The sequence below is a fragment of the Prochlorococcus marinus str. GP2 genome (assembly GCF_000759885.1).
In the GTDB taxonomy this organism is placed as follows: domain Bacteria; phylum Cyanobacteriota; class Cyanobacteriia; order PCC-6307; family Cyanobiaceae; genus Prochlorococcus_A; species Prochlorococcus_A marinus_J.
Window position 1 is genome coordinate 215,947 of sequence record NZ_JNAH01000004.1, and the last position, 24,587, is coordinate 240,533.

The window sequence follows — 24,587 nt, forward strand, 5'->3', positions numbered from 1 at the left end:
AAATAAAAAAAACCCTCTTTTTAAATTGTTTATATTCAAAAACATATTTATTTAAAGATAAAAATTTAAACAAATTTAAATGATTCAAATCTATGTAGTATCCGTATAGATATAATTAAATAATAAATAAAAGAAACAAATATATAAAATGAATGGAGATTTAAACTCTTGGGATAAATTTTGTAATTATCTTTGGTTTGAGAAAAAACTAAATATTTGGTTAGACATAAGCAAAATTAATTTCACAAATAAAGACATAAAATACTTAGAAGATAAATTTATAGATGTTTTTTCATCAATAAAAGAATTAGAAAATGGAGCAATCTCAAATATTGATGAAAATAGACAAGTTGGACATTATTGGCTTAGAAACCCATCAATTTCACCCTCTTCAAAAATAGAAGAGGAAATTAGCTCAGATATTAATGAAATCTCTGAATTTGGAAAACAAATTTTAAATGGAGATATTAAGAATAAGAATAATCAAAACTATACTGATGTTCTATGGATAGGAATTGGTGGAAGTGGTTTAGGACCATTACTTATTACAGAGTCACTGCAGAAATGCTCTAAAGGCTTAAATTTTTCTTATATAGATAATGTTGATCCTTTTTTAATTAGCGAAAAGTTAGAAGAGTTAACTGAAAAATTATCCACAACATTGTTTGTAGTAGTAAGCAAATCAGGAGGTACCCCTGAACCTAGAATCGCTATGGAAATTATTAAAAGTCATTGCGAAAATAATTCTCTTGAATGGAATTCTAATGCCATAGCTATAACTATGAAGGATAGTAAGTTATTTAATAAAGCCACTTCTGAAAATTGGTTAAAAATATTTAATTTACAAGATTGGGTTGGAGGAAGAACAAGTATTACAAGCTCTGTGGGATTACTTCCATTAGCTCTTATTAATGAAAATATATTTGAATTTATTAGTGGCGCATCATTAATGGATGAAGCTACACGTATAAGTGATTTTAAAAATAATCCTGCAGCATTATTATCATCCGCATGGTATTTAACTGGGGATGGTGTTGGAAAGAGAGATATGGTCGTATTACCTTATAGAGATAGGTTACAAGTATTTAGTAAATATCTCCAGCAATTAGTAATGGAATCATTAGGTAAGAAATTTAATAGAAATGGTGAAGTAGTTAATCAAGGTATTTCCGTTTTTGGTAATAAAGGATCTACAGATCAACACGCTTATGTTCAGCAACTGAGAGATGGTATTGATAATTTCTTTTGTATTTTTATTGAATTATTAGATTCTCCATCTACTAATATTTTTGATGAAAAAGAAAATCCGAAAGAATATCTTTCTGGTTTTTTGCAAGGAACCAGATCAGCACTCTCTAGTGAAAACAGACAAAGTATCACTATCACGTTAGAAAAATTAAATTGTTTTTCACTAGGTGCCTTAATCGCTTTATTTGAGAGGGCTGTTTCCTTCTATGCTGAATTGGTAAATATAAATGCATATGATCAACCTGGAGTTGAAGCTGGAAAAAAAGCCGCCGCAAATATTATTGAGTATCAACAAAAAGTAAGTAATTTATTAGACGAAGGAGCAGAATATTCTATAAATGACATAACATCATTATTTGATAATTCAGTGAATGAAGCTATCTTTTTCATACTACGTGAAATGTGTTTCGGCAATGATAATTATTTAGTTAAGGGCGATTGGTCAAATCCAAATTCCTTGGTTATTCAAAAAAAGAATTCTTAAACAACAATATTAATAATTTTTCCTTTAACAATAATTATTTTTCTTATTTCCTTATCTTGAGTCCACTTTAATATATTAGGTCTTTTAAGAGTTAATTCTTTTATTTGATCTTCATTTATATCATTATCAATATTTACTTTGTCTCTAACTTTACCATTCACTTGTATCACTAGTTCATATGAATCTTCCTTTAATGCATCGGCATTAAAGGTTGGCCAGTGTTCTAAATGCACAGAATTTTTAAATCCTATAATATGCCATATTTCCTCTGAAATATGAGGTGCAAATGGAGCCAACAAAATGCAAAATGTTTTTAAAACTTCTTTTTTTAAGTTATTGTTTATGTCATTAATGGAGTTTGATAATGAATTATAAAACTTCATTAGTTCTGAAATCGCAGTATTAAATTGGTTATTTAATATGTCATTTGAAATTTCTTTAATAGCTATGTTCATTGACTTTATTAATAATTTTTCTTTATCTGGATAGGATTCACTTTTACTATTTATATCTTTTGCATAATTTATATATAGCTTCCATATCCTGCTTAAAAATCTAAATTGTCCTTCAACATCTGCATCTCCCCATTCCAAATCTTTTTCTGGAGGGGCTTTAAATAATATAAACATTCTTGCTGTATCTGCTCCATATTTTTTAATTACTGATTCAGGGTCTATTCCATTATATTTTGACTTAGACATCTTCTCGAAAAGAACTTCAAGTTTAGAATTGTCAATTGGATCTGTAGGATTTGATAGGTCATTAATATCGGAAGGAGAAACATATTTACCAGTTTTATTGTTTTTATAAGCTGCAGCCTGAACCATTCCTTGCGTTAATAGTTTTTTAAATGGTTCATCAATTTCAAATAGTTTATTATCCCGCAAAGCTTTAGTGAAAAATCTTGCATATAACAAATGCAATATTGCATGCTCTACTCCTCCAACATATTGATCTACAGGTAACCACTTATTAATTTCAACCTTTTCAAATGGCTTATTTGAACATTTGGAAGATGGATATCTTAAAAAATACCATGATGAACACATAAAAGTATCCATAGTATCAGTTTCTTTTTTTGCCGCTATTCCACATTTTGGACATGTTGTATTTATCCAATTATTATTATCACCTAAAGCATTAATCTTGTTAGCCGAGATATCTATATCTTTTGGTAATGCAACAGGTAATTCTGATTGGTTTAAAGGAACAGATCCACATTTTTTGCAATTAACGATAGGAATAGGACATCCCCAATATCTTTGTCTAGATATTAACCAATCTCTTAAACGATATTGAATCTTATTTTCGGCCCATCCATTATTTACGCCCTCCTCTGAAATTTTTAATTTAGCAATAGTATTTGCTATACCATTGTATTGATTTGAATTAATAAGATTTCCATTTTCCACATAAGCTTCATCAAGTTCTTTAGTTTGTTCATTTTTATCCTTTATTATTACCTGTTTAATATCAATATTATTTTTCTTAGCAAATTCAAAGTCTCTTAGATCATGAGCAGGCACGCCCATAACAGCTCCTGTACCGTATTCATCGAGAACATAACTTGCCACCCAAATAGGAATAGGTTCAGAATTAACTGGATTTATTGCTACTAAACTAGTTTTTATTCCAATTTTTTCAAGTTCATTATTTTTATTATTTTTCAAATATAGTTTAAGATTTTCTATATCATGTATGGTTTCTTGATCAGAAATATTTTTAATTAATGAATGATTAACAGAAATTGCTAAATAAGTAACTCCAAATAAAGTATCTGGCCTTGTTGTAAATACAGTTATTTTCTTTTCTGGATTGGTTTTGATATTGAAATTAATATTTGTACCAATTGACTTTCCAATCCAATTATCTTGCATTATTTTTACTCTTTCTGGCCAGTTATCTAATTTTTCTAAATCCTTCAATAACTCATCCGCATAATTAGTAATCCTTAAAAACCATTGCTTTAATAATTTTTTTTCAACTAGTGCCCCAGATCTCCAAGATTTACCTTCTGAGTCAACTTGTTCATTCGCTAAAACTGTATTATCTATAGGATCCCAATTAACTTCAGATTCCTTTTGATATACAAGACCTGCCTTGTTTAACTCTAAAAATAGATATTGTGTCCAAACATAATAATTTTCATCACAAGTTGCAAATTCTCTATCCCAATCAACTGATAGTCCCAAAAGCTTTAATTGTGACTTCATATGAGAAATATTTTTTTTAGTCCAGACACTTGGACTAATTCCTCTTTCAATCGCTGCATTCTCAGCAGGCAAACCAAAAGCGTCCCAACCCATTGGATGTAAAACAGATTTGCCATTAAACCTTTGGAACCGAGCTATTAAGTCTGTAATAACATAATTCCTAACATGTCCCATATGAAGATTACCTGAAGGGTAGGGAAACATTGATAAGGCATAAAATTTATCGCTATTCTCAGTTAATTCTTCGGTTTTGTATAAATTGTTTTCTGTCCATATTGACTGCCATTTTTTTTCTATTTCAGATGGATTATATAAATTGGTATCAGTCTCATATTGTTTATCGGAAGAAATCACTTAATTTTTATTTATTAAATTATTATTTTAATATCCATTGTATAAAATAGAAATAGATTGTTAAAAGGAATAATTTATAATTAGAATTTAAAATATATTATCTACAAATGAAAAATATAACTTTTGAAAAATATCAAGGTAACGGAAATGATTTCGTAGTAATTGATTCTAGAGGAAATGATTTATATAAAAATTACAAGACAAATAAAATATTTGATATAAAACAAATTTGCAACAGGCAATTTGGTATTGGAGCAGATGGTGTGATTTTTATAGAAGAACCTAATGAAGATAATTATGCAAAAATGATAATCTTTAATTCTGATGGTTCTGAAGCACAAATGTGTGGAAACGGAATTAGGTGTTTAGTTGAGTATCTCCACGTAAATGATTCAATGAATAATAAAAATATAGAATATAAAATTGAGACTAAAGCAGGTTTAAAAATAGCAAAATATATAAATGATGAAATTACAGTAAAAATGGGAGTTCCAATTTTAGAAAGTAAAAATATTCCAACAACAATTGAAAAAAAAATCAATTCAATTCCTTCACACGAATTTGTTGAGAAAAATTTTAATAATAAAGGTTATGCAGTAGGGATGGGAAATCCTCATTTAATATTCTTTGTACAAGATTTAGATTCCATTGCTTTTTCTACACTTGGGCCAATATTTGAAAATAATGAATTATTTCCAGAAAAAACTAATGTTCATTTTTGTCAAATCCTAAATAGAGATAATATCAAGGTAAAAGTATGGGAAAGAGGAGCAGGTCCAACCTTAGCCTGTGGGACAGGAGCTTGTGCTATTCATGTAGCAGCCTATAAACTAGGCCTTTGCAATTCGTTGACAATTGTTTCTTTGCCAGGAGGTAAACTTAAAATAGATTGGTCAAAAGACGATTCTGAAGTCATGATGACCGGGAATGCTAAAAAGGTTTTCTCGGGATCAATTTTAATAAATTAATGGAAAATAATTTTATATATTTAGATAATGCATCTACGACTCCATTATCTGAGAATGTTTTAAATATAATAAATTCAACTTATAAGAATTACTGGCATAACCCTTCATCAACATACGAGCTAGGGGTAAAATGCTCTACATATCTTGAAAAAATTAGATCTAGAATTGCTTATATATTTGAAGCAGAACCAGAGGATATAATTTTTACATCTGGCTCTTCGGAATCAACAAATATTGTGTTTAATAATATTTATGAGAAATTTAAAAATGGTAGAGTTGTCATTTCAAATGTTGAACATCAAGCAACAACTATTTGTGCTAATAAATTAAAAAAACAAAATTGGGATATTTACGAATGGAAGGTAAATAATGATGGAATTTTAAATATTGCTAATATAGATAAAATTTTAACCAATGATACTAAGCTTGTATCAATTATTTGGGGACAAAGTGAAATTGGGACAATTCAACCAGTTCAATTTATAGGTTCCAAATGTGAAGAATTAAATATAATGGTTCATTTAGATGGAACTCAAATATTAAGTAATGGAATATTCAGTTGGAAAGATCTTAAATGTGATTTTTTAAGTTTGTCTGCTCATAAATTTGGAGGGCCAAAAGGTATCGGCATTCTTTTAACGAAAGAAAAGTCTCGAATGATTTTAAAAAATAAAGACATATCACTTACCCAGGAATATTCAATTAGACAAGGTACACAAGCTTTGCCATTAATTGCTGGAATGTATGAATCATTAAAGAATATTAAAGGAAAAATAAAATCATATGATCACAAAACAGAATTTCCTTCTAATAACATTAATAAACTTAAAAATTATTTTTTTCAAAAAATTAAGGATAATAATCATATAAAGATTACGGGCAGTATTAACCATAGGCTTCCAAATCATATTTCGTTTCTACTTTTAAATAAGCTATTCGATCCTATAAGAGCCTATAAGGTTGTTAATTTCATGTCAGAAAATAGAATAGCCATAAGTAGTGGAAGTGCTTGTTCAAGCTCATCTGGGAAACCGAGCTCAACACTTAAAAATATTGGTTTAAAAGATGATGAACTATATTCCAATATTCGTGTTACTTTAGGTTCAATAAACAATAAGTCAGAAATAGATAAATTTTTAGAACTTATTCAAATATGTATTGACAAATTTTAATGGAAACAAATTACAGACTACCTAAAGATTTAAATGAATCTCTTAAGAATATGGAGGATGCAATTAGTCCAAGTTTATTAGATTCAAATAAAAGATTTACTATAGAATTTAATTTTGAAGGATTGAAATTTAACAGAATTGGAATAACTATTTACAAGATATTAGCTAAAAATAATAATGTATTCATAACATTTGCTGATCAAGGTGCTGTGGCTTTGGCTCAAAGAGACTATCCAGATATCAAAGATAAAATCTTTACTTTTAAATCATTTAATGAATCAAATAATATAAATAATATTGATAGTGTAATGATATCGATACTTCCTCAGCCTTATGATTTTGATTCATTTGAACCTATGTCCGATAATTATCAAGGAAAGCATTATTCATTAAATCCTAAATTTGAAGATGCTAATATTGGTATAGGAAGTGTTATTAGAGAGAGACGTAAAAACTTTGTCAAAACTTGGAAAAATATTTATTTTCTTCAGCCTCTAAATAAAGCTGCTCTTATGCATATTTATCCAAATAACTGGTTGCTTTTCAAAGAAGAAAACAAAAAATATTTTTTTAAAAAAGAATTTGAAATTAAACCCGACAATGAATCTATTTTTATAAATTTATAGATTGAATGTGATAAAAAAAATTTATTCATTTTTCTTAATTGTTCTTGTATTAGTAACATCTCCATTCTTAATAAGATATTTACTAACAAATCAGAAAATAAATATTTTAAATAGTATTTATTTTAATTTCCCTGGAATAATTACTAAAAATAAAAAATGTCCTACTTATGATGCTTTATTGAATCAAACGCTAGATGATTCTTTTAGTGTATCAATTATCAATAATAACGGAACAATAATTAGTTCCTATAATGATGAAGTTCCAAGATTACCAGCATCAAATCAAAAATTATTCTCATCAGCTTATGTTTTAAGTAAGTATAAATTAAATAAAAATTTAAAGACCTTTTTATTAAAAAAAAATAAAAACAATTATTATTTGCTCGGTCAAGGGGATCCAGATCTGAACTATGAAGATATAATCAAACTAATTTCAAATATTAAAGCAAATAAAAATATTAATTTTAATATTGTAGAAATTGATTCAAAATTAAATTGGCCTAGTGGTTGGACAAATACTGATAAACTTTACGAATATGGATCTCCAATTACATCTCTAGCTATTGAAAGTAATCACAATAAATATGAAGATATTTATGCTTTAAAAAATTTTATTAAAAACTATTTAAAAAGTAAATTTCCTAATTCAAAAGTAAATATAGATTTTTTAGATTCAGAAAAAACATTTTATTTAAAAGATATTACAGAGATAAGTAAAATATATTCAACTCCAATTCTTTCATTATTAACTCTTACAAATTCTGAAAGCCATAATTTTACAGCTGAATCACTCTTTAAAAATGCCTCAAATACATGGAACGATAATGACTATATAAAATTGAAAAGATGGCTTGAAAATAAAGGCCTCCCAGTAACTAATGCTTACTTTGCAGATGCTAGTGGATTGTCTCGAAAAAATAGAATTACAACAAAGTTAGTTGTATTGTTTTTAAATAAAATGAGATATTCTAATAATTTTCAAGCTTATCAATCTACACTTTCAATTACGGGAGTAAGAGGAACATTAGCTAAAAGATTTGTAAATAGTGAATTATCTGGAAAGTTTTTTGGGAAAACTGGGACTCTTTCAAATGTCTTTGCATTATCTGGCTTTTTATATAAAAATGAAAAGCCAATAATTATAAGCATTATCCAAAATTCTAATAAAATTGATAAAGAAAAAGCATTTAAATTATTACGTGATCTTTATTACTTGAAATCTTGTTAATAAAAATATTATTTAAAATATTCTTTTAAATCCCTCTCAACAGATGGAGGTACCATGTGATTAATTTCACCACCAAATTTTGCAACTTCTTTAACTAAAGAACTACTAAGAAAACTATAATTTGTATTTGTGGATAAAAATATAGTTTCAATATCATTATTAAGAGATTTATTTGTATGAGCAATCTGAAGTTCATACTCAAAATCACTCATTGCTCTTAAGCCTCTAAGAATAAGATTAGCTTTTAGATCATTTGCACAATCCACAGTTAGTCCAGAATAAGAAATAACTTCAATATTAGGTAAATGAGAAAGAGAATTTTTTATTTGTATTATTCTTCTTTCAAGATTAAAAGTTGGAGTTTTAGAAGTATTTTCTAAAACAGCAACTACAAGATTGCCAAATATTTTTTCAGCCCTTTCTATTAAATCAAGATGGCCATTTGTTAAAGGATCAAATGTACCTGGATAAAGAATTTTCATGAATTTATTATGATCGAATAAGAAATTTAGTTAAAATAGGATTATTAGATAAATCAATTATGACATTAAATCTAGAAGCAAAAAAAATCTTATTAAGAAAAATACCTCACGGATTATTTATTTGTGGTGTTAGAGACGAGGATAAAAATGAGGTGAATGGATTTACTGCAAGTTGGGTGACTCAAGGTTCCTTCTCCCCACCATTAGTTGTAATGGCTGTTAGAGCAGAGGGTTCTAGTCATGAAATAATAAAGTCCACCAATAAGTTCTCTTTAAATGTGCTCAAAAGTGATCAAAAGGATCTAGCTGCTGTTTTCTTTAAACCTCAAAAAGCATTAGGAGGTAGATTTGAATCTGTTGAATTTAATTTAGGTGAGCTTGGATTGCCCATTTTAGTTGATAGTGTTGGTGGAGTTGAATGTAATGTTGTTGGAAGTGTTATGCATGGAGACCATACCGTTTTTGTAGGAGAGGTTGAATCTGCTTATCTGAATAATGATGTTGACTCTCTAAATTTATCTTCAACTGGCTGGAATTATGGAGGGTAATTATTATAAATGAGTAATTCCTCTATTGAAAAAATAGATAACAAATATAATTTTAAAATTGAATATAAATTAATTAATAATAAGGAGTTATTAAAATCAAGGTTATCCGAAATTCCAAAGTCATCTGGTTGTTATCTTTTTAAAGATATTGATAGTAATTTACTTTATATCGGTAAATCTAAAAAACTACGTAGTAGAGTAAGTAGTTATTTCAATAATTATTCAGATTTAACGCCCAGATTAAGTTTGATGGTTCGTCAAATAACTGAAATAGAAATAATAGTCACAGATAGCGAATATGAAGCATTAAATTTAGAGTCAAATTTAATTAAAACAAACAAACCATACTTTAATATTCTTTTAAAGGATGATAAGAAATATCCATATCTTTGTATAACTTGGAGTGAAAAATATCCTCGAATATTTATTACAAGAAGAAGAAGAAATAGAAATAATTTAGATAGATATTATGGACCTTATGTTGATGTCGGATTATTAAGGAGAACATTATTTACGATAAAAAAAATATTTCCACTTAGACAAAGACCAAGGCCAGTCTATAAAGATAGAACTTGTTTGAATTATTCAATAGGAAGATGTCCAGGTGTCTGCCAAGAAGTTATATCATCTGACGATTATAAAAAAATAATGAAACAAGTATCTATGATATTTCAGGGAAGAAATGATGACTTAGAAATATTTTTACAAAAAAAAATGCAGCAATTTTCAAATGATTTAGACTATGAGAATGCAGCAAAAATAAGGGACCAAATTTCAGGTTTAAAATTATTAACTGAATCACAAAAAATATCAATACCAGATTCTTCAATTAATAGAGATATCTTTGGAATAGTTTCAGAAAAAAATGTAGCTAGTATACAAATTTTCCAAATGAGATCTGGTAAGCTCATTGGGAGAATTGGCTATAGTCAAAAATTAAATAATGAAGATGAAAATCTAATTCTACAAAAGATATTAGAAGAGCATTATATGAATGTTGAAGCTGTAGAAATACCATCAGAAATTCTTATTCAATATAACCTTCCAAAACAAGCAACCATAGAGGATTGGTTAACGGATCTAAGAAAAAAGAAAGTAAAAATCTTAATCCCAAAAAGAAATAAAAAACATGAAACTGTAGAAATGGTTTTAAAAAATGCGAAATTGGAATTAGATAGAATAATAAATGGGATACAAGATAATGAATCATCAATTGAGGATCTTGCCCAAATACTTGAATTAAGCGAACAACCTAAAAGAATTGAAGGTTATGATATAAGCCATATTCAAGGTAGTGACCCTGTAGCATCACAAGTCGTTTTTATTGATGGGATTCCTTCTAAACAGCATTATAGGAAATATAAAATTAAAGATCCAAACATTGTTGTAGGACATAGTGATGATTTTGCTTCGATATATGAAGTAATACATAGAAGGTTTAAAAAATGGTCAAGATTTAAAGAAAACGGAGGGGATTTTTCAATATTAAATGATAAAACGAATAGTAAATTAGACAATGAACTTCTATCAGATTGGCCTGATTTAATAATGATTGATGGAGGAAAAGGACAGTTAAATGCAGCTATTAAAGCATTAAAAGAATTAAATCTTGAAGAAGAAGTAACTATATGTTCATTAGCAAAAAAACATGAAGAAATATTTATTCCAGGCTTTACTAAGTCTCTTGATACTGACGAAAATCAAAAAGGAGTTCTTCTATTAAGAAGGGTAAGAGATGAAGCACATAGATTTGCATTATCTTTTCATAGAGACAAAAGATCTAAGAGAATGAATAGATCTCAATTGTCCCAAATCAGTGGATTAGGACCATCAAGAATAAGAGAATTGCTTGAGCATTTTAAATCAATAGACGCGATAAGAATAGCTAGTAAAGAGGATTTATCAAAAGTTAAAGGACTTGGAAAAAATTCAGTAAATGATATATATGAATATTTTAACGAGTTATAAATATTAATTAATTTTTGAAAAATAGATTTATTGATACTGTTAAATATAACTATATTAAAAATATATATTTTTAAATTAATCTAGTAATTTGGCAGCTGAAGCATATCTCTGGTTTAAATCACTTCACATTATTGGTGTAATCGTTTGGTTTGCGGGCCTTTTTTATTTAGTAAGACTTTTCATATATCATGAAGAATCTAAAAATATGGATAATGAATTAAAAATTGCCTTTAATAAACAATACACCTTGATGGAAAAAAGGCTGGCGAATATAATCACAACACCTGGGATGATATTAGCTTTAAGTATGGCTATATGTATGGTTATTATGCAACCAAGTTGGTTAAGTGAGAAGTGGTTACAAATTAAAATTTCTTTTGTTTTAGGATTAGTAATTTATCATTCTTACTGTTACAAAATAATGTATTCATTACAAAATGGTACTTCAACCATTTCAGCAAAAAACCTTAGATTATTAAATGAATTGCCTACTTTATTATTATTTATAATTGTACTTTTAGTTATTTTTAAAAATAATTTTCCAACTAGTGTTGCTACATGGAGCGTAGTTGGACTAATTATTTTCATATTGGCTTCAATACAATTATATGCAAAGATTAGAAAGAAAAATGAGAATTCATTAAGTAATGAATAGGGAAGACTTAGTAAAATTAACTTCCAATATCAATAAAAATAGTTGTCCTAAAAATATTAATTTTCACTGTCATACAAAATTTAGTGATGGAAGTTTAGAACCATATGAACTTTTAGAACAAGCTTATAAAAATAACTTGAAATTTTTATCAATAACCGATCATCATACAATTAAAGCTCATGAATATATAAAAAAAAATAATATACTCAAAAAATATCCTAAAGATTCTTTTACATTAATTTCGGGAATAGAAATTAATTGTTTGATTCTGGGATGTTTAGTACATGTAATTGGATTGGGAATAGATATAAAAAGTAAATACCTAAATCCCTACATCCTTGGAGAGTCTCCAATAGGTAATGATTTAAATATTAAATCAGTTATTAAAGCAATAAATTTAGCTGGTGGTTTATCATTTCTTGCACACCCAGCGAGATACAGGATTCCCTTTAATAAATTAATTCCAGAGGCCAAAATACAAGGTATTGATGGAATAGAGGTTTGGTACGATTATGAACTTAATGAAGTATGGAATCCTAGTTTATTTGTTTGTTCAGAAATAGATAAATTAGCAGATAAATATTCAATGCTAAAAACATGCGGAACAGATAGTCATGGACTTTCGTTATTAGGTAGATAATTCAGAATTCGTTTTTTTCAATTATTGAATCAGTATTAATAATTATGTTCTTTAAATTTTCAATGACATCTAATGAACAATTATTCCACATTTTTCTATTGACAATTTCAAGTAATCTTTGTGCAATATCTCTTAAAGCCCATGGATTATTCTCTAGAAAGAAATTCCTAAGATCTATATCACATAACCATGATTTATAAACTTCCTCATAACACCAATCTGAGACTACTTCAGTAGAAGCATCAAAAGCATATAAGTAATCTAGTGTAGCTGAAAATTCAAACGCTCCTTTATAACCATTATCCTTCATTCCATTTATCCATTTAGGGTTAAGTATTCTTGATATAACAACTGTATTAATTTCATCTTGTAATTTTGAAATTTTAGATAATCCAAATTTTGATAAATCACCATGATACATTTCAGGTAATTTACCGCTCAATTTTTTTACTGCTGAAGATAATCCACCCTGAAACTGATAATAATCATCAGAATCTAAAATATCATGTTCCTTATTATCTTGGTTATGAACAACTAACTGCACATTTTTAAGTGCATTTTCTAATGATTTTTTATCCTCTATAGGTTCAAGATTATCACTGTAAATCCACTTACTCCAATTAAGAAAAGATTCTCCAAAATCATCAATATTTTCCCAATTAGAATTTGAAATTAGTTCTTGCAGACCAGCTCCATATGAACCTGGCGCTGACCCAAATATACGATTAATTGAATCACCATCCCTTGATGCCCCAGCAAGAGGGTTAAATTTATCATCCTCATTAAGATTAGAAACAAGATTTATTGCTTTAGAAGTTAATTTAACTAACTGTGGAAATGCATCTCTAAACATTCCCGAAATCCTTAAAGTAACATCAACCCTTGGTCTTTCGAGAACAGATAAAGGAATGATTTCTAGATCTACTACTCTTCTTGAAGGCCCATCCCAAATAGGCTTTACTCCTAATAAATATAGTATTTGACAAATGTCTTCACCACCATTTCTCATTGTGGATGTTGCCCATACAGATATTGCTATATTTTTTAAATCTTCTCCATTATCTTGTTTGTATAAATCAAGTATTTGTGAAGCGGATTGACAACCAACACACCATGCTGATTCAGTTGGCAGTCCTCTCGAATCAATTGAAAAGAAATTCTTACCAGTGGGTAAAGCTTCAGTTTTACCTCTCGTAGGAGCTCCAGATGGACCACTTTTTACATATTGTCCATTTAATGAATTAATAAATGATAATCTCTCATTATATGAAGAATTAATGATTGGATATAGAATCTCTTTTTTTAATAATAAAAAATACTTATTATGTTGTTTTTCATTAAAAAAATAGTCTATTATTTTCTGATTTTTATATTTTTCTAAATTATTTATATTGGTATTCTTTTTGTAAAAAAACAAATATATTAAATACTTTGCTTGTTGTTCCAAAAAATCAATAGCCATTCTAAAATTTAAAATGTTTTTGTTGGAAAAAGTCAATAATATTTTTTTATCCTTTTCACTAAACTTTTGATTATAGTTGTTTGTCCAAGGATCCAAATCTAGTTTTAAATGTTTTGCTATATATTGAACAATCCCAATTCGATTGGCATTTGGCACTCTAGCGATACACAAGAATAAATTTATTTCATTAATGTCATTCTGCCTTTTACCAAAAATATGCAAACCTGTCCTAATTTGAGATTCTTTAATTTTGCAAAGAAAAGAATCAATCTCTTCAATTTGATTATTTTTATTATTAAAAGTGATTTCGTTAAAATCTTTTTTAATTAATTCAAAAATGGATTTTTCTATAAAATCAATCCGATTAGAATCTAATAATTTTGCTTCAAAATATTCGTCTAAATAATTTTCTAATATTGAATATTTTCCATATAATTCTGACCTATCCAAAGGAGGGGTTAAATGATCAATAATTGTTGCTGCAGTTCTTCTTTTAGCTTGGGATCCTTCTCCAGGATCATTTACGATAAATGGATATATATTTGGTATTGCTGGACAAATAATATTTGGAAAACATTTATTACTGAGACCTATAGATTTGCCAGGTAACCATTCAACAGTACCATGTTTACCAATATGGCAAATTGCATTTGCGTTAAAAACTTTTTCAATCCAAAAATATTGTGCTAAATATCTGTGGGGAGGTGGAAGATCGGGAGAATGAATATCTCTATCAGTGAAAGCGTCATAACCTCGTTGAGGTTGAATCAATAATGTTATTTTTCCAAATCTAATACCATTTATTGAGAAGCCTTCATTATCAAGATCGATCGCATCTGATGGTTTGCCCCAACGGTTAACAATAATATTTTTTGGTTCAAGTTCTAAATAATTCCAATACTTTAAATATTCACGAAGTGGTAAGTAATCTAATGGTTTATTATTTTGAGATTCAAGATCATTAGTTCTAGTTTTTATAAGTATTGACATTAATTCCGAAGAATCTTGAGGATAATTACAAGATCCAAGATCATAACCTTCTTCTTTTAACCAGTTAAGAATATTAATTATCGAAGATGGTGTATTAAGACCAACACCATTACCGATTCTTCCATTCTTTACTGGATAATTACTTATTATTAAACAAATTTTTTTATCAAAATTATTAAGTTTTTGAAGTTTCACATAATTTGTTGCGAATTTTGAAATCCATTTAATACCTACTTGATCAGCTTTGTAACTGCTTATTTCACTGTAGAGAGTATTTTTTTCAGAAATTATTTCTTTAAATGCTGAAGGACAGGTAGTAATCCTTCCATCAAATTCAGGAATAATTATTTGCATTAATAAATCAGATGAATTCATTCCAATGGATGAATCTAACCATTTTTTTCTTGATCTATTTGAAGAGAGAAGCTGCAAAATTGGAATTTTAAGAGAAGTAAAAATATTTGTAGAATTTTCAATTAATTCGTTATTTTTGATTTGAGATGAAGAAAATGAAGTTGTGGTAATTATTAATTTAATATCTTCCTTTTTAAAAATATCTATTAATTTCTTTTGAATAATATGATCTTTTAGTGTGGAAATAAATAACGTTTTAGGCGATAGTCCGCATCTTCGTAACTGCAAGTTAAGTTTTTCGTTTACTTCAATTTCATTAGCCAAAAAAAGTGATTTATAGGATATTATTCCTATCTTTTCGCCTTCTTCAATTTTCCAATCATATAAATAAGGATCTGCATAAAAACTAATATTCAAAAACTCATCAGGAATTAATGTTTCATTTAACTTTAGATAATTTAAACAATTAAGAAATTTTCTATAATTGTCCATTCCTCCCGACCGAAGTAATCTAGAAATATTTAATGCAATATTTTTATCTATACTACTTATTTCACTTAAGGAAACTTCCTGATCAACGGTACCTGATAGGATTACTAACTTCCTTTTTTTATTGACTGCTTGCCAATTTAAAAGTTGTTCAATTCCATAGTTCCATGTACCTTTATCTCCAAAAATTCTTAGTATGACAACTTTTGCATAATTAATTGTTTTTAATAAATAATTATCTATTTGAGCTGAGGAATTTAAATTAGAAATTTCTAAAGCTCTTATATTATTTTTTAATGAAGCAAATTCCTTTTCTAACAATAAGTTTGATATGAGATTTAAATCAGCTTTGACACTTGTTATAAAAATAAAATCTGCCGCTGGTTGCTCAATAAAATCATCCTTATTCTTTTCATTTCCTGCTATATTTAATATCCTGTGCATTTTTATATATAAATAAGGTTTAGAATACGTAAGTAGGATAAAACAAGTTTACCTTAATTAAATAAATTGAATATGCATGAATTTCTTCCATACGCCTGGTTCGAAGGTAAATGTATTCCATTTAAAGAAGCAAAAATATCTATAGCTACTCATGCACTACATTATGGTACCGCTGCATTTGGAGGAATGCGAGCGATACCTAACCCTACAAATAAAGAAGAATTCCTTTTATTTAGAACTGATAAACACATAAAAAGATTATCTCAAAGTGCAAAATTACTCTTAACTGATATTTCTGAAGAATATATTTTTAAAGCCATAGAGGAAGTTATAAAAAGAAATAAGCCAGAAAAGCCTATTTATATTAGACCATTCGTATATACAAGCGATTTAGGTATAGCTCCAAGGTTACACAATATTGAAACAGATTTCTTTATGTATTGTATTGAACTAGGAGATTATCTATCCCCAGATGGAGTTTCTTGTAGAATGAGTAGTTGGACTAGACAAGAAGATAGATCTCTCCCATTAAGAGGAAAAATAAGTGGGGCTTATATTACTAGTTCTTTAGCTAAAACAGAAGCTAGTTTATCGGGTTTTGATGAAGCCTTGTTATTAAATTCAAGTGGTAAGGTAAGCGAAGCTAGTGGTATGAATTTATTTATTGTAAGAAATGGAGACTTAATCACTCCTGGTGTGGATCAAGATATCCTTGAAGGGATTACTAGAGCAAGTGTAATTGAATTAGCAAAATCTTTTGGAATAAATGTAATTGAAAGGCCTGTTGATAAAACAGAATTATTAATAGCAGATGAAGTTTTTTTAACTGGTACAGCAGCAAAAATTACACCAGTTAAAAAAATTGAATCAAGTGAATTAAATGGTGAAAGACCAATAATGAATAAATTAAAAAGTAAGCTTATAGAAATAACAGAAGGTCGTTCTCAAGACTATGATAATTGGGTAACAAGAATTTCTCTAAAATAAATTAATTTTTAACTAAAAATGGAATCTTTCAGAACCTATTTAAATAGAGATGAAAAGCCATTAATAATTTTTGACGGAGGTACTGGAACATCTTTTCAGAACTTAAATCTTACTGCCGACGACTTTGGAGGAAAAGAATTAGAGGGTTGTAATGAAAACCTTGTTTTATCCTCACCAAAGGTCGTTGAAAAGGTTCATAATTCATTCTTAGCAGCTGGTTGTCATGTTATAGAAACTAATACTTTTGGAGCCTCATCAATAGTTCTTGATGAATATGATATTGCGGATAAGGCCTATGAGATAAATAAAAATGCTGCATTAATAGCCAAAAAGGCTGCTGCCAAATATGCATCAGTAGATAAGCCAAGGTTTGTTGCTGGCTCAATTGGACCAACTACTAAATTACCCACGTTAGGGCATATACATTTTGATGAATTAAAGCAATCATATAAAGAACAAATATATGGTCTTACAGATGGAGGAGTTGATCTTCTTTTAATTGAAACTTGTCAAGATGTATTACAAATTAAATCTGCCTTATTAGCTTCTAAAGAAGTACTTGATAGTAAAAATATAGATATACCTATAATGGTTTCAATAACAATGGAAACAACAGGTACTATGCTTGTTGGATCTGACATCGCCTCTGCATTAACAATATTAGAACCATTTAACATAGATATCCTTGGACTGAATTGTGCAACTGGTCCAGAACAAATGAAAGAACATATTAAATATTTATCTGAAAATTCTCCTTTCGCTATTAGCTGTATTCCCAATGCAGGACTTCCTGAAAATATTGGTGGTGTTGCTCACTACAGATTAAAGCCAATAGAATTGAAGATGCAGTTAATGAATTTTATATATGACTTTAAAGTTCAATTAATAGGTGGATGTTGTGGAACAACACCTGAACATATTAAATATCTTTCTTCAATAATCGATGAAATTACTTATGACGAAAGGTCTAACAAACTTGGTAATAACAATTTAAGTAGTTATATTCCTTCTGCATCATCAATATATAATTCTGTACCGTACAAACAAGACAATTCTATTTTGATTGTAGGAGAAAGATTAAATGCAAGTGGATCTAAAAAGGTAAGGGAGTTATTAAATAACGACGATTGGGATGGACTAGTTTCAATTGCCAAGCAACAACAAAAAGAAAATGCACACGTTCTTGATGTGAATGTTGATTATGTGGGGAGAGACGGAGTGAAAGATATGAAAGAAATAACTTCAAGACTAGTCACCAATATAAATTTGCCATTAATGATTGACTCTACAGATGCTGACAAAATGGAAAGTGGATTAAAGTCAGCTGGTGGTAAATGTATTATAAATTCAACCAATTACGAAGATGGCAATGAAAGATTTGATCAAGTACTAAATTTAGCCTTAGGGTATGGTTCAGGTCTTGTTGTAGGAACTATTGATGAAGATGGAATGGCAAGGAATGCAGATAAAAAATATAACATTGTAAAACGAGCGCTTAATAGAACTAGAGAATGTGGCTTGTCAGATTATGAGCTATTTTTTGATCCATTAGCTCTGCCAATATCTACTGGGATAGAAGAAGATAGATTAAACGCTAAAGAAACAATTACTGCTATATCAAAAATTCGTGAAAATTTCCCAGATATTCACATCATACTGGGGATATCAAACATTAGTTTTGGTCTTTCACCATTATCAAGAATTAATCTAAATTCAATATTTTTAGATGAATGCATTAAAGCAGGATTGGATTCTGCTATCATCGCACCAAATAAAATTTTGCCATTATCAAAAATTTCTGAAGAAACTAAAAAGCTTTGCTTAGATTTGATATATGACAAAAGAGAATTTGAAGATGATATTTGTATTTATGATCCATTAGTAGAATTAACAAAGGCTTTTCAAGATTTATCTATTCAAGATTTTAAAAAAGCATCTATAGAAAATAAAAACCTAACTCTGGAAGAAAGTCTAAAAAACCATATTATTGATGGAGAAAAAATAGGTTTAGAGGATCAATTAAATAAAGCTTTAAAAAAATATAAACCTCTTGAAATAATTAATACTTTTTTACTTGATGGGATGAAAGTTGTAGGAGATTTATTTGGTTCAGGTCAAATGCAATTGCCATTTGTACTCCAATCAGCAGAAACAATGAAATTTGCTGTTTCAATTTTAGAACCATATATGGAAACTGTAGATGAAAACATATCAAATGGAAAACTCTTAATTGCAACTGTCAAAGGCGATGTTCATGATATCGGAAAAAATTTGGTTGATATAATACTTACAAATAATGGTTATGACGTTATAAATCTTGGAATAAAGCAAGATGTTTCGGCAATTATAGATGCACAAAAGAAGCACAATGCAGATTGCATCGCTATGAGCGGATTACTTGTTAAATCAACTGCTTTTATGAAAGATAATTTAGAGGCCTTTAATAATGAAGATATTACTGTACCAGTAATATTAGGAGGCGCAGCCTTAACCCCAAAATTTGTAAATGAGGACTGCAGCAAAATATATAAGGGGAAAATATTGTACGGAAAAGATGCGTTCACTGATCTTAAATTTATGAATGAATATATGGATAATAAAAAAAAGGGTAATTGGTCAAATACAGAGGGGTTCATTAACAATGAGGGGATAAATATTAATTTAGCCTCATCAAAATCCAACTCTCAAGCTGTTAAAAAATCAATACCTATAGATAAAGAGACTTCTAAATTAAATTTAAAAGAAAATTTTACAAGATCTAAATTTATAAATGAAGAAGAACCAATTCAAGCTCCTTTCTTGGGAACGAAAGTCTTGAAAGACGATGATATAGATTTAAATAAGTTAATTTTTTATTTAGATAGAAAGGCTCTTTTTAGCGGACAATGGCAAATAAAAAAAGGAAAAAACCAAAGCGTAGATGAATACAATAACTATTTGGATTCATACGCTAAACCAATGTTAGATAAATGGTTAGATACAATTATAGAAAAAAAACTTATCTCACCCAAAGCAGTATATGGATATTTCAGATGCGGGAGAAAAGATAATAGCATCTTATTATTTGATGATAAATCATTAAATAAAATTTCCCAATTTAATTTTCCAAGACAAAAATCTGGGAATAATTTATGCATATCTGATTTCTATTGTGATTTAAAAAATGATAAACCGATAGATATATTTCCTATGCAGGCAGTTACGATGGGGGATATTGCTAGTGAATATTCTCAAAAATTATTTAAAGAAGATAGATATAGCGATTATTTAATATTTCATGGACTTACAGTTCAATTAGCAGAAGCTCTGGCTGAGTATGTCCATGCATTAATTCGCATTGAATGTGGTTTTAGGACTGAAGAACCAGACAAAAATAGAGAAATACTAGCTCAAAAATATAGAGGTGCTAGATATTCTTTTGGTTATCCTGCATGTCCAAAAGTATCTGATTCAAACATACAATTATCATTGTTGGATGCAAAAAGAATAAACTTGACCATGGATGAATCTGAACAACTTCACCCAGAACAAAGTACTACAGCTATCATTTCACTACACTCAAAAGCTAAATATTTCAGCGCTTAAGCTAAATTTTTAGTTCTTTTCTAAATATTCAATAATTTCTTCCTGCAATTCTTCCATCGTTTCATTATCACCCAGATCAAGTCCCTCTCCCGCGGCATCCTGTGTTAACTCAAGATAATATGAAGCACCATCACTAGATAAAAATTCTAATGCGGAAGTTTCATCACTATCTTTAAAAGCTTCATAAAGAGCTTTAAATGCAATGTTTTCAGTAAAGTCCCAATCCATAATGAAAAAAACCTTATTAGAATTATTACCTCCTTACCCCCCATACTCGTCAACCTTTTTTAAAGAAATGTTGGTGTTTTATTATTATTAAAAAAATCTATGACCATAAATAATCAAAATCAGTTAAATGTCTTAGGAGAAAAAATTGAGATTTGTAGTTGCGCACCTATGACAGGGTGGTTCAGAGATGGATTTTGCAACTATGACAAAAATGATGGAGGGAATCATTCCATATGTTGTGTAATGGATGATAATTTCCTGAAATATAGTAAATCACAAGGTAATGATTTAATAACTCCCATGCCTATTTATTCATTCCCAGGGCTAAAGGATGGTGATCATTGGTGTATTTGTCTAGATAGGTGGAAGCAAGCATTATTAGACGGTCTTGCACCAAAAGTCATATTAGAATCAACAAATATTGTAGTCTTAGAATCAGTACCTCTGGAAAAATTGAAAGAATATCAATTTAATAAAAAGTAATTACAAGTTTATTTTTTTTTTTAAAATGATTATGATGATTTTTTTTAAATGAGTTTAGAAATATATTGGAAAAAAGCACTAGAACAAACTCGATTATCAATTGATGATGAATCATTATATCCTCTCAAAACTGATATTATTACAAGAGATTTATATGAAAAAGACGACTTCATAATTAGGAAACTCGATACTTCAAAATTTAATAAAAAAAAAATTTATGGTCCTAAGCAAAACCCATTTTGTCCATGGGAAAAGATACTAGAAATTGATAAAATTGGTGATTATCATCAACTTATATTAAATAAGTACCCTGTACAAAAAGGTCATATTTTACTTATTACAAATGAATGGAAACCTCAAAATGGATGGTTAGATATCAAAGATTGGAAAGCGATCCAACAAGTTAATAAAGATACTAGTGGATTATGGTTTTTCAATAGTTCTCCAATTGCGGGAGCAAGTCAACCTCACAGGCATTTTCAACTTCTGCGTAGATCTAAAGGTGAGGTATCATGCCCTAGAGAAAAGTGGTTTTTAGAGATGAACTCATATCAAGATATAGATAGTAAGCTTAAAAAAAATATTATTGTATCCAAATTTAATTTTTTAGAAAATCCATCATGTCTTTTTGAATTTTACTTAGAATTATGCAAGAAATTAGGACTTGGGGACCCTGTTAATGATAAGAAACCGATATATCCTTACAATATTTTAATAACTAATGAATGGATCGCTATCATAAAGAGAAAAAATGATCATATTCATGGTTTCAGTATTAACGGTTTAGGATTTGCAGGATATCTATTAGTAACTGAAAATTCAAATATCACATATTTAAAGAAATTTGGCCCTGAAAAACTTCTAGAAAGTTTCGTTTGAATATTAGTTAGTTACTTCCACATCCTTATCCCTGCTTATTTGGTTTTCTAGAACTTCTATAGATGCTGTTACAGAGGCTATTTTACGTTCAAGTGAATCCTTAATGTAATTGAGCATTTCTAATTTCTTATTTTGATAAAAACTCTTTTTTTCTTTAGATGACTTGAAATAACAATTAAACATTTTTATTTTAATTATAAATAGATACTTAATTGACTTGTGACATGAAAATAAGTTGGTTTTAATTTAAAAACAATATTCAATATGGACTTTCAATTTTTTTTCAATAAAATTAAATAAATTCCTAACTATTAAAGATAGATATTATTGAATATTCCTGAAAATTCAAATACAAAAAGAATTTCAATTGATTTACCTGAGGAACTAATTTCCAGGTTTGATCAACTAAGAAAAGAGTGGGGATTTAGAGCAAGAGGACCTGTAATAGAAAAGATACTTAAAGAAGTTCTTCAAGAAGATGATTTACTACCAAATAACCAACAGCAAGAAATAGACTTTAACGAGAACAATAATATTGAAAATTCAAATATTGATGAAGATACTGCATTGGTATTAATTAAATCAGACGTAAAAAAAGAAGTTAATGAGATATCTTTGAATAAAAGATTTACAAATAACAATTATAATAAAGAAAAAGCCAACTCAAACATAAGCCTTCCCAATTTTGTTGAAAAAAAAGTAAAGAATCTAAGAAGAAGTTTTAATAGTGAAAAATTAAAAGAGAATATTAATGATATTCAAATTAAAACAATTAAAGAAACTGAATTAATAAAATGTCGAATTGAGTTAATAAGTCATTGGAAAACCTTATATGGATCAGTTCCTAATGAACATGTAGTAGAAGCTTCAATGGATTGGTTTGAAAGGGATATATGGCCAAACCTTGATGGAACTGAAAATCTACCCTTTACGTGGAGTGCAGCCAATAAATTAATGTCAGAATTATGCCCATTTTGGATAAAGAAAAATCCAACACTTGAAATTGTTTTATTAATGATTGGAGTTTTAGAAGACCCTTTTGCTACATCTGATCTGATAAATAGAATACCAACACTTATGAGAAGGTTTGTAAGTAGATTTAAGCGAAAAAATAGGTCAAATTCATTTGAAACTTTGGACTCAACAATGACAGTACATGGTGCACTTAAATTATTGAATTTATCAACATCAGCAGGATCAGCTCATACGTTCCGTAAAATTAGGGAGGCCTATAAATCAATAGCCTTAGAGACTCATCCAGATGCTGGAGGATCAACAGATCAAATGAGAAAATTAAATGAAGCGTATCAATTGCTAAAAAATCTATATAGAAATTAGTATACTAATTCTTAAATAAGACTAATTATAAGTCTAATAAATAGTCTCATATAAGATAACTGTTATAAAAATTTTTATTTATATCAATTATTTTTATATAAATTTATAGAAAAAATAATTATGCAAAAAAATTAAAATATAATTTAATCCAAAAAATTTAAAGGTTAAGCGTATAGTACTTCTAATATGAGACACATTATGAGTCTATTATATAGTCTCATAATAGATATTTGAGATAAATTAAATAATCACCTTGAATGAATCACACCTAAACGGATTAATGTCTGGGAGAAATAAAAAAATTAAGCAATAAATCAACAAATTATGTCCTGTTAATGTCCAAGAAATTAATGTGGCCTAAAAAGCCTTGCTATAATTAGCTTTTGTTTATTCTCGTACTGCCTTAAAGACAGTACTACTTAGATTGAAGCTTTTGAATGGCGGTTTGTTTGTCAATACTAGGGACATCACTTAGTCCGTTAGCATCAAACCAAGGGGCGCTTGCCCAATCAAATCCTTCACCAAAAGTATTATCTGGTGCTGTTATATACCAATGACATGATGCATCTGGTATGTCGACAGCACATTTTGACCAATCATCTGACCACTGCGGGACTTGTACCCACAGCACTGAAGATAGTAATAGAGAAAGTAAATTGATCATGATGTTTATAATACAACATTAATTAGTTTTATATGATTATTACTTATCTTATATAAGAATTATATATAGACTTACTTATAGTCTCATATAAGATAAGC

The 24,587-nt window shown here is 28.5% G+C and carries 19 protein-coding genes; 14 read left to right on the forward strand and 5 right to left on the reverse strand.

Features of this window, described 5'->3' with window-relative positions; genetic code table 11:
* Positions 1-148 precede the first annotated feature (148 nt).
* Entirely contained in the window at positions 149-1,732 is a 1,584-nt protein-coding gene (locus EU91_RS04215) for a glucose-6-phosphate isomerase (RefSeq protein WP_032524440.1), read from the forward strand.
* On the opposite strand, the gene leuS is transcribed toward EU91_RS04215, so the two are convergent.
* Complete coding sequence (leuS, locus tag EU91_RS04210; RefSeq protein ID WP_032524441.1) at positions 1,729-4,299, reverse strand: leucine--tRNA ligase; 2,571 nt, start codon at positions 4,297-4,299, stop codon at positions 1,729-1,731. The two genes, EU91_RS04215 and leuS, sit on opposite strands and share 4 nt — an antisense overlap.
* 107 nt (positions 4,300-4,406) lie before the next feature.
* Here leuS and dapF point away from each other — a divergent pair, with 107 nt between their 5' ends.
* From dapF to EU91_RS04190, 4 genes are read left to right on the forward strand one after another with little or no spacing between them, the layout of a single operon-like run.
* The gene (gene dapF, locus EU91_RS04205; RefSeq protein WP_032524442.1) at positions 4,407-5,267 is read left to right on the forward strand and encodes a diaminopimelate epimerase; all 861 of its coding nucleotides are present in this window, start codon (positions 4,407-4,409) and stop codon (positions 5,265-5,267) included.
* Positions 5,267-6,439 carry a cysteine desulfurase family protein gene (locus EU91_RS04200; protein WP_032524443.1) on the forward strand — a complete coding sequence of 391 codons (1,173 nt, stop codon included), beginning with the start codon at positions 5,267-5,269 and terminating at the stop codon, positions 6,437-6,439. The genes dapF and EU91_RS04200 overlap by 1 nt, the downstream gene beginning before the upstream one ends.
* The gene (locus EU91_RS04195; RefSeq protein ID WP_032524444.1) at positions 6,439-7,065 is read left to right on the forward strand and encodes a DUF1995 family protein; all 627 of its coding nucleotides are present in this window, start codon (positions 6,439-6,441) and stop codon (positions 7,063-7,065) included. Before EU91_RS04200 ends, EU91_RS04195 begins: the two co-directional genes overlap by 1 nt.
* 7 nt (positions 7,066-7,072) lie before the next feature.
* Positions 7,073-8,293: a D-alanyl-D-alanine carboxypeptidase gene (locus tag EU91_RS04190; RefSeq protein ID WP_032524547.1), complete on the forward strand. Its 1,221-nt coding sequence runs from the start codon at positions 7,073-7,075 to the stop codon at positions 8,291-8,293.
* 8 nt (positions 8,294-8,301) lie between these two features.
* Here EU91_RS04190 and coaD read toward each other — a convergent pair whose 3' ends face one another.
* Positions 8,302-8,775 carry a pantetheine-phosphate adenylyltransferase gene (gene coaD / locus EU91_RS04185; RefSeq protein WP_025961160.1) on the reverse strand — a complete coding sequence of 158 codons (474 nt, stop codon included), beginning with the start codon at positions 8,773-8,775 and terminating at the stop codon, positions 8,302-8,304.
* A 59-nt stretch (positions 8,776-8,834) separates the two neighbouring features.
* Between coaD and EU91_RS04180 the strand changes: the two genes are divergently transcribed.
* From EU91_RS04180 to EU91_RS04165, 4 genes are all read left to right on the forward strand, one after another.
* Positions 8,835-9,323 carry a flavin reductase family protein gene (locus EU91_RS04180; protein ID WP_032524445.1) on the forward strand — a complete coding sequence of 163 codons (489 nt, stop codon included), beginning with the start codon at positions 8,835-8,837 and terminating at the stop codon, positions 9,321-9,323.
* Between the two features lie 9 nt (positions 9,324-9,332).
* A complete protein-coding gene (uvrC, locus tag EU91_RS04175) occupies positions 9,333-11,291 on the forward strand; it encodes an excinuclease ABC subunit UvrC (RefSeq protein WP_032524446.1) in 1,959 nt (652 codons plus the stop codon).
* 88 nt (positions 11,292-11,379) lie between these two features.
* A complete protein-coding gene (gene hemJ / locus EU91_RS04170; RefSeq protein WP_032524447.1) occupies positions 11,380-11,946 on the forward strand; it encodes a protoporphyrinogen oxidase HemJ in 567 nt (188 codons plus the stop codon).
* Positions 11,939-12,586 carry a PHP domain-containing protein gene (locus tag EU91_RS04165; protein ID WP_032524448.1) on the forward strand — a complete coding sequence of 216 codons (648 nt, stop codon included), beginning with the start codon at positions 11,939-11,941 and terminating at the stop codon, positions 12,584-12,586. The genes hemJ and EU91_RS04165 overlap by 8 nt, the downstream gene beginning before the upstream one ends.
* A gap of 1 nt (position 12,587) precedes the next feature.
* Here EU91_RS04165 and cobN read toward each other — a convergent pair whose 3' ends face one another.
* The gene (cobN, locus tag EU91_RS04160) at positions 12,588-16,325 is read right to left on the reverse strand and encodes a cobaltochelatase subunit CobN (protein ID WP_032524449.1); all 3,738 of its coding nucleotides are present in this window, start codon (positions 16,323-16,325) and stop codon (positions 12,588-12,590) included.
* 72 nt (positions 16,326-16,397) lie between these two features.
* Here cobN and EU91_RS04155 point away from each other — a divergent pair, with 72 nt between their 5' ends.
* Both EU91_RS04155 and metH read left to right on the forward strand, forming a co-directional pair.
* Positions 16,398-17,312, forward strand: a complete 915-nt coding sequence (locus EU91_RS04155; RefSeq protein WP_032524450.1) for a branched-chain amino acid transaminase — start codon at positions 16,398-16,400, stop codon at positions 17,310-17,312.
* Positions 17,313-17,330: 18 nt separating this feature from the next.
* Entirely contained in the window at positions 17,331-20,897 is a 3,567-nt protein-coding gene (gene metH, locus EU91_RS04150) for a methionine synthase (RefSeq protein WP_032524451.1), read from the forward strand.
* 9 nt (positions 20,898-20,906) lie between these two features.
* Here the strand turns inward: metH and EU91_RS04145 are convergent, their stop codons facing one another.
* On the reverse strand, positions 20,907-21,125 hold the full coding sequence (locus EU91_RS04145; protein WP_032524452.1) for a hypothetical protein: 219 nt from the start codon (positions 21,123-21,125) through the stop codon (positions 20,907-20,909).
* A 99-nt stretch (positions 21,126-21,224) separates the two neighbouring features.
* Here EU91_RS04145 and EU91_RS04140 point away from each other — a divergent pair, with 99 nt between their 5' ends.
* The 3 genes from EU91_RS04140 to EU91_RS04125 all read left to right on the forward strand — a co-directional run bounded on the left by EU91_RS04140 (position 21,225) and on the right by EU91_RS04125 (position 23,825).
* On the forward strand, positions 21,225-21,608 hold the full coding sequence (locus tag EU91_RS04140; RefSeq protein ID WP_011376479.1) for a DUF2237 family protein: 384 nt from the start codon (positions 21,225-21,227) through the stop codon (positions 21,606-21,608).
* A 48-nt stretch (positions 21,609-21,656) separates the two neighbouring features.
* A complete protein-coding gene (locus EU91_RS04135) occupies positions 21,657-22,487 on the forward strand; it encodes an ATP adenylyltransferase (RefSeq protein WP_032524453.1) in 831 nt (276 codons plus the stop codon).
* A gap of 327 nt (positions 22,488-22,814) precedes the next feature.
* Positions 22,815-23,825 carry a molecular chaperone DnaJ gene (locus EU91_RS04125; protein ID WP_032524455.1) on the forward strand — a complete coding sequence of 337 codons (1,011 nt, stop codon included), beginning with the start codon at positions 22,815-22,817 and terminating at the stop codon, positions 23,823-23,825.
* Positions 23,826-24,240: 415 nt separating this feature from the next.
* On the opposite strand, the gene EU91_RS04120 is transcribed toward EU91_RS04125, so the two are convergent.
* Positions 24,241-24,489 carry a hypothetical protein gene (locus EU91_RS04120; RefSeq protein ID WP_032524456.1) on the reverse strand — a complete coding sequence of 83 codons (249 nt, stop codon included), beginning with the start codon at positions 24,487-24,489 and terminating at the stop codon, positions 24,241-24,243.
* Positions 24,490-24,587 lie beyond the last annotated feature (98 nt).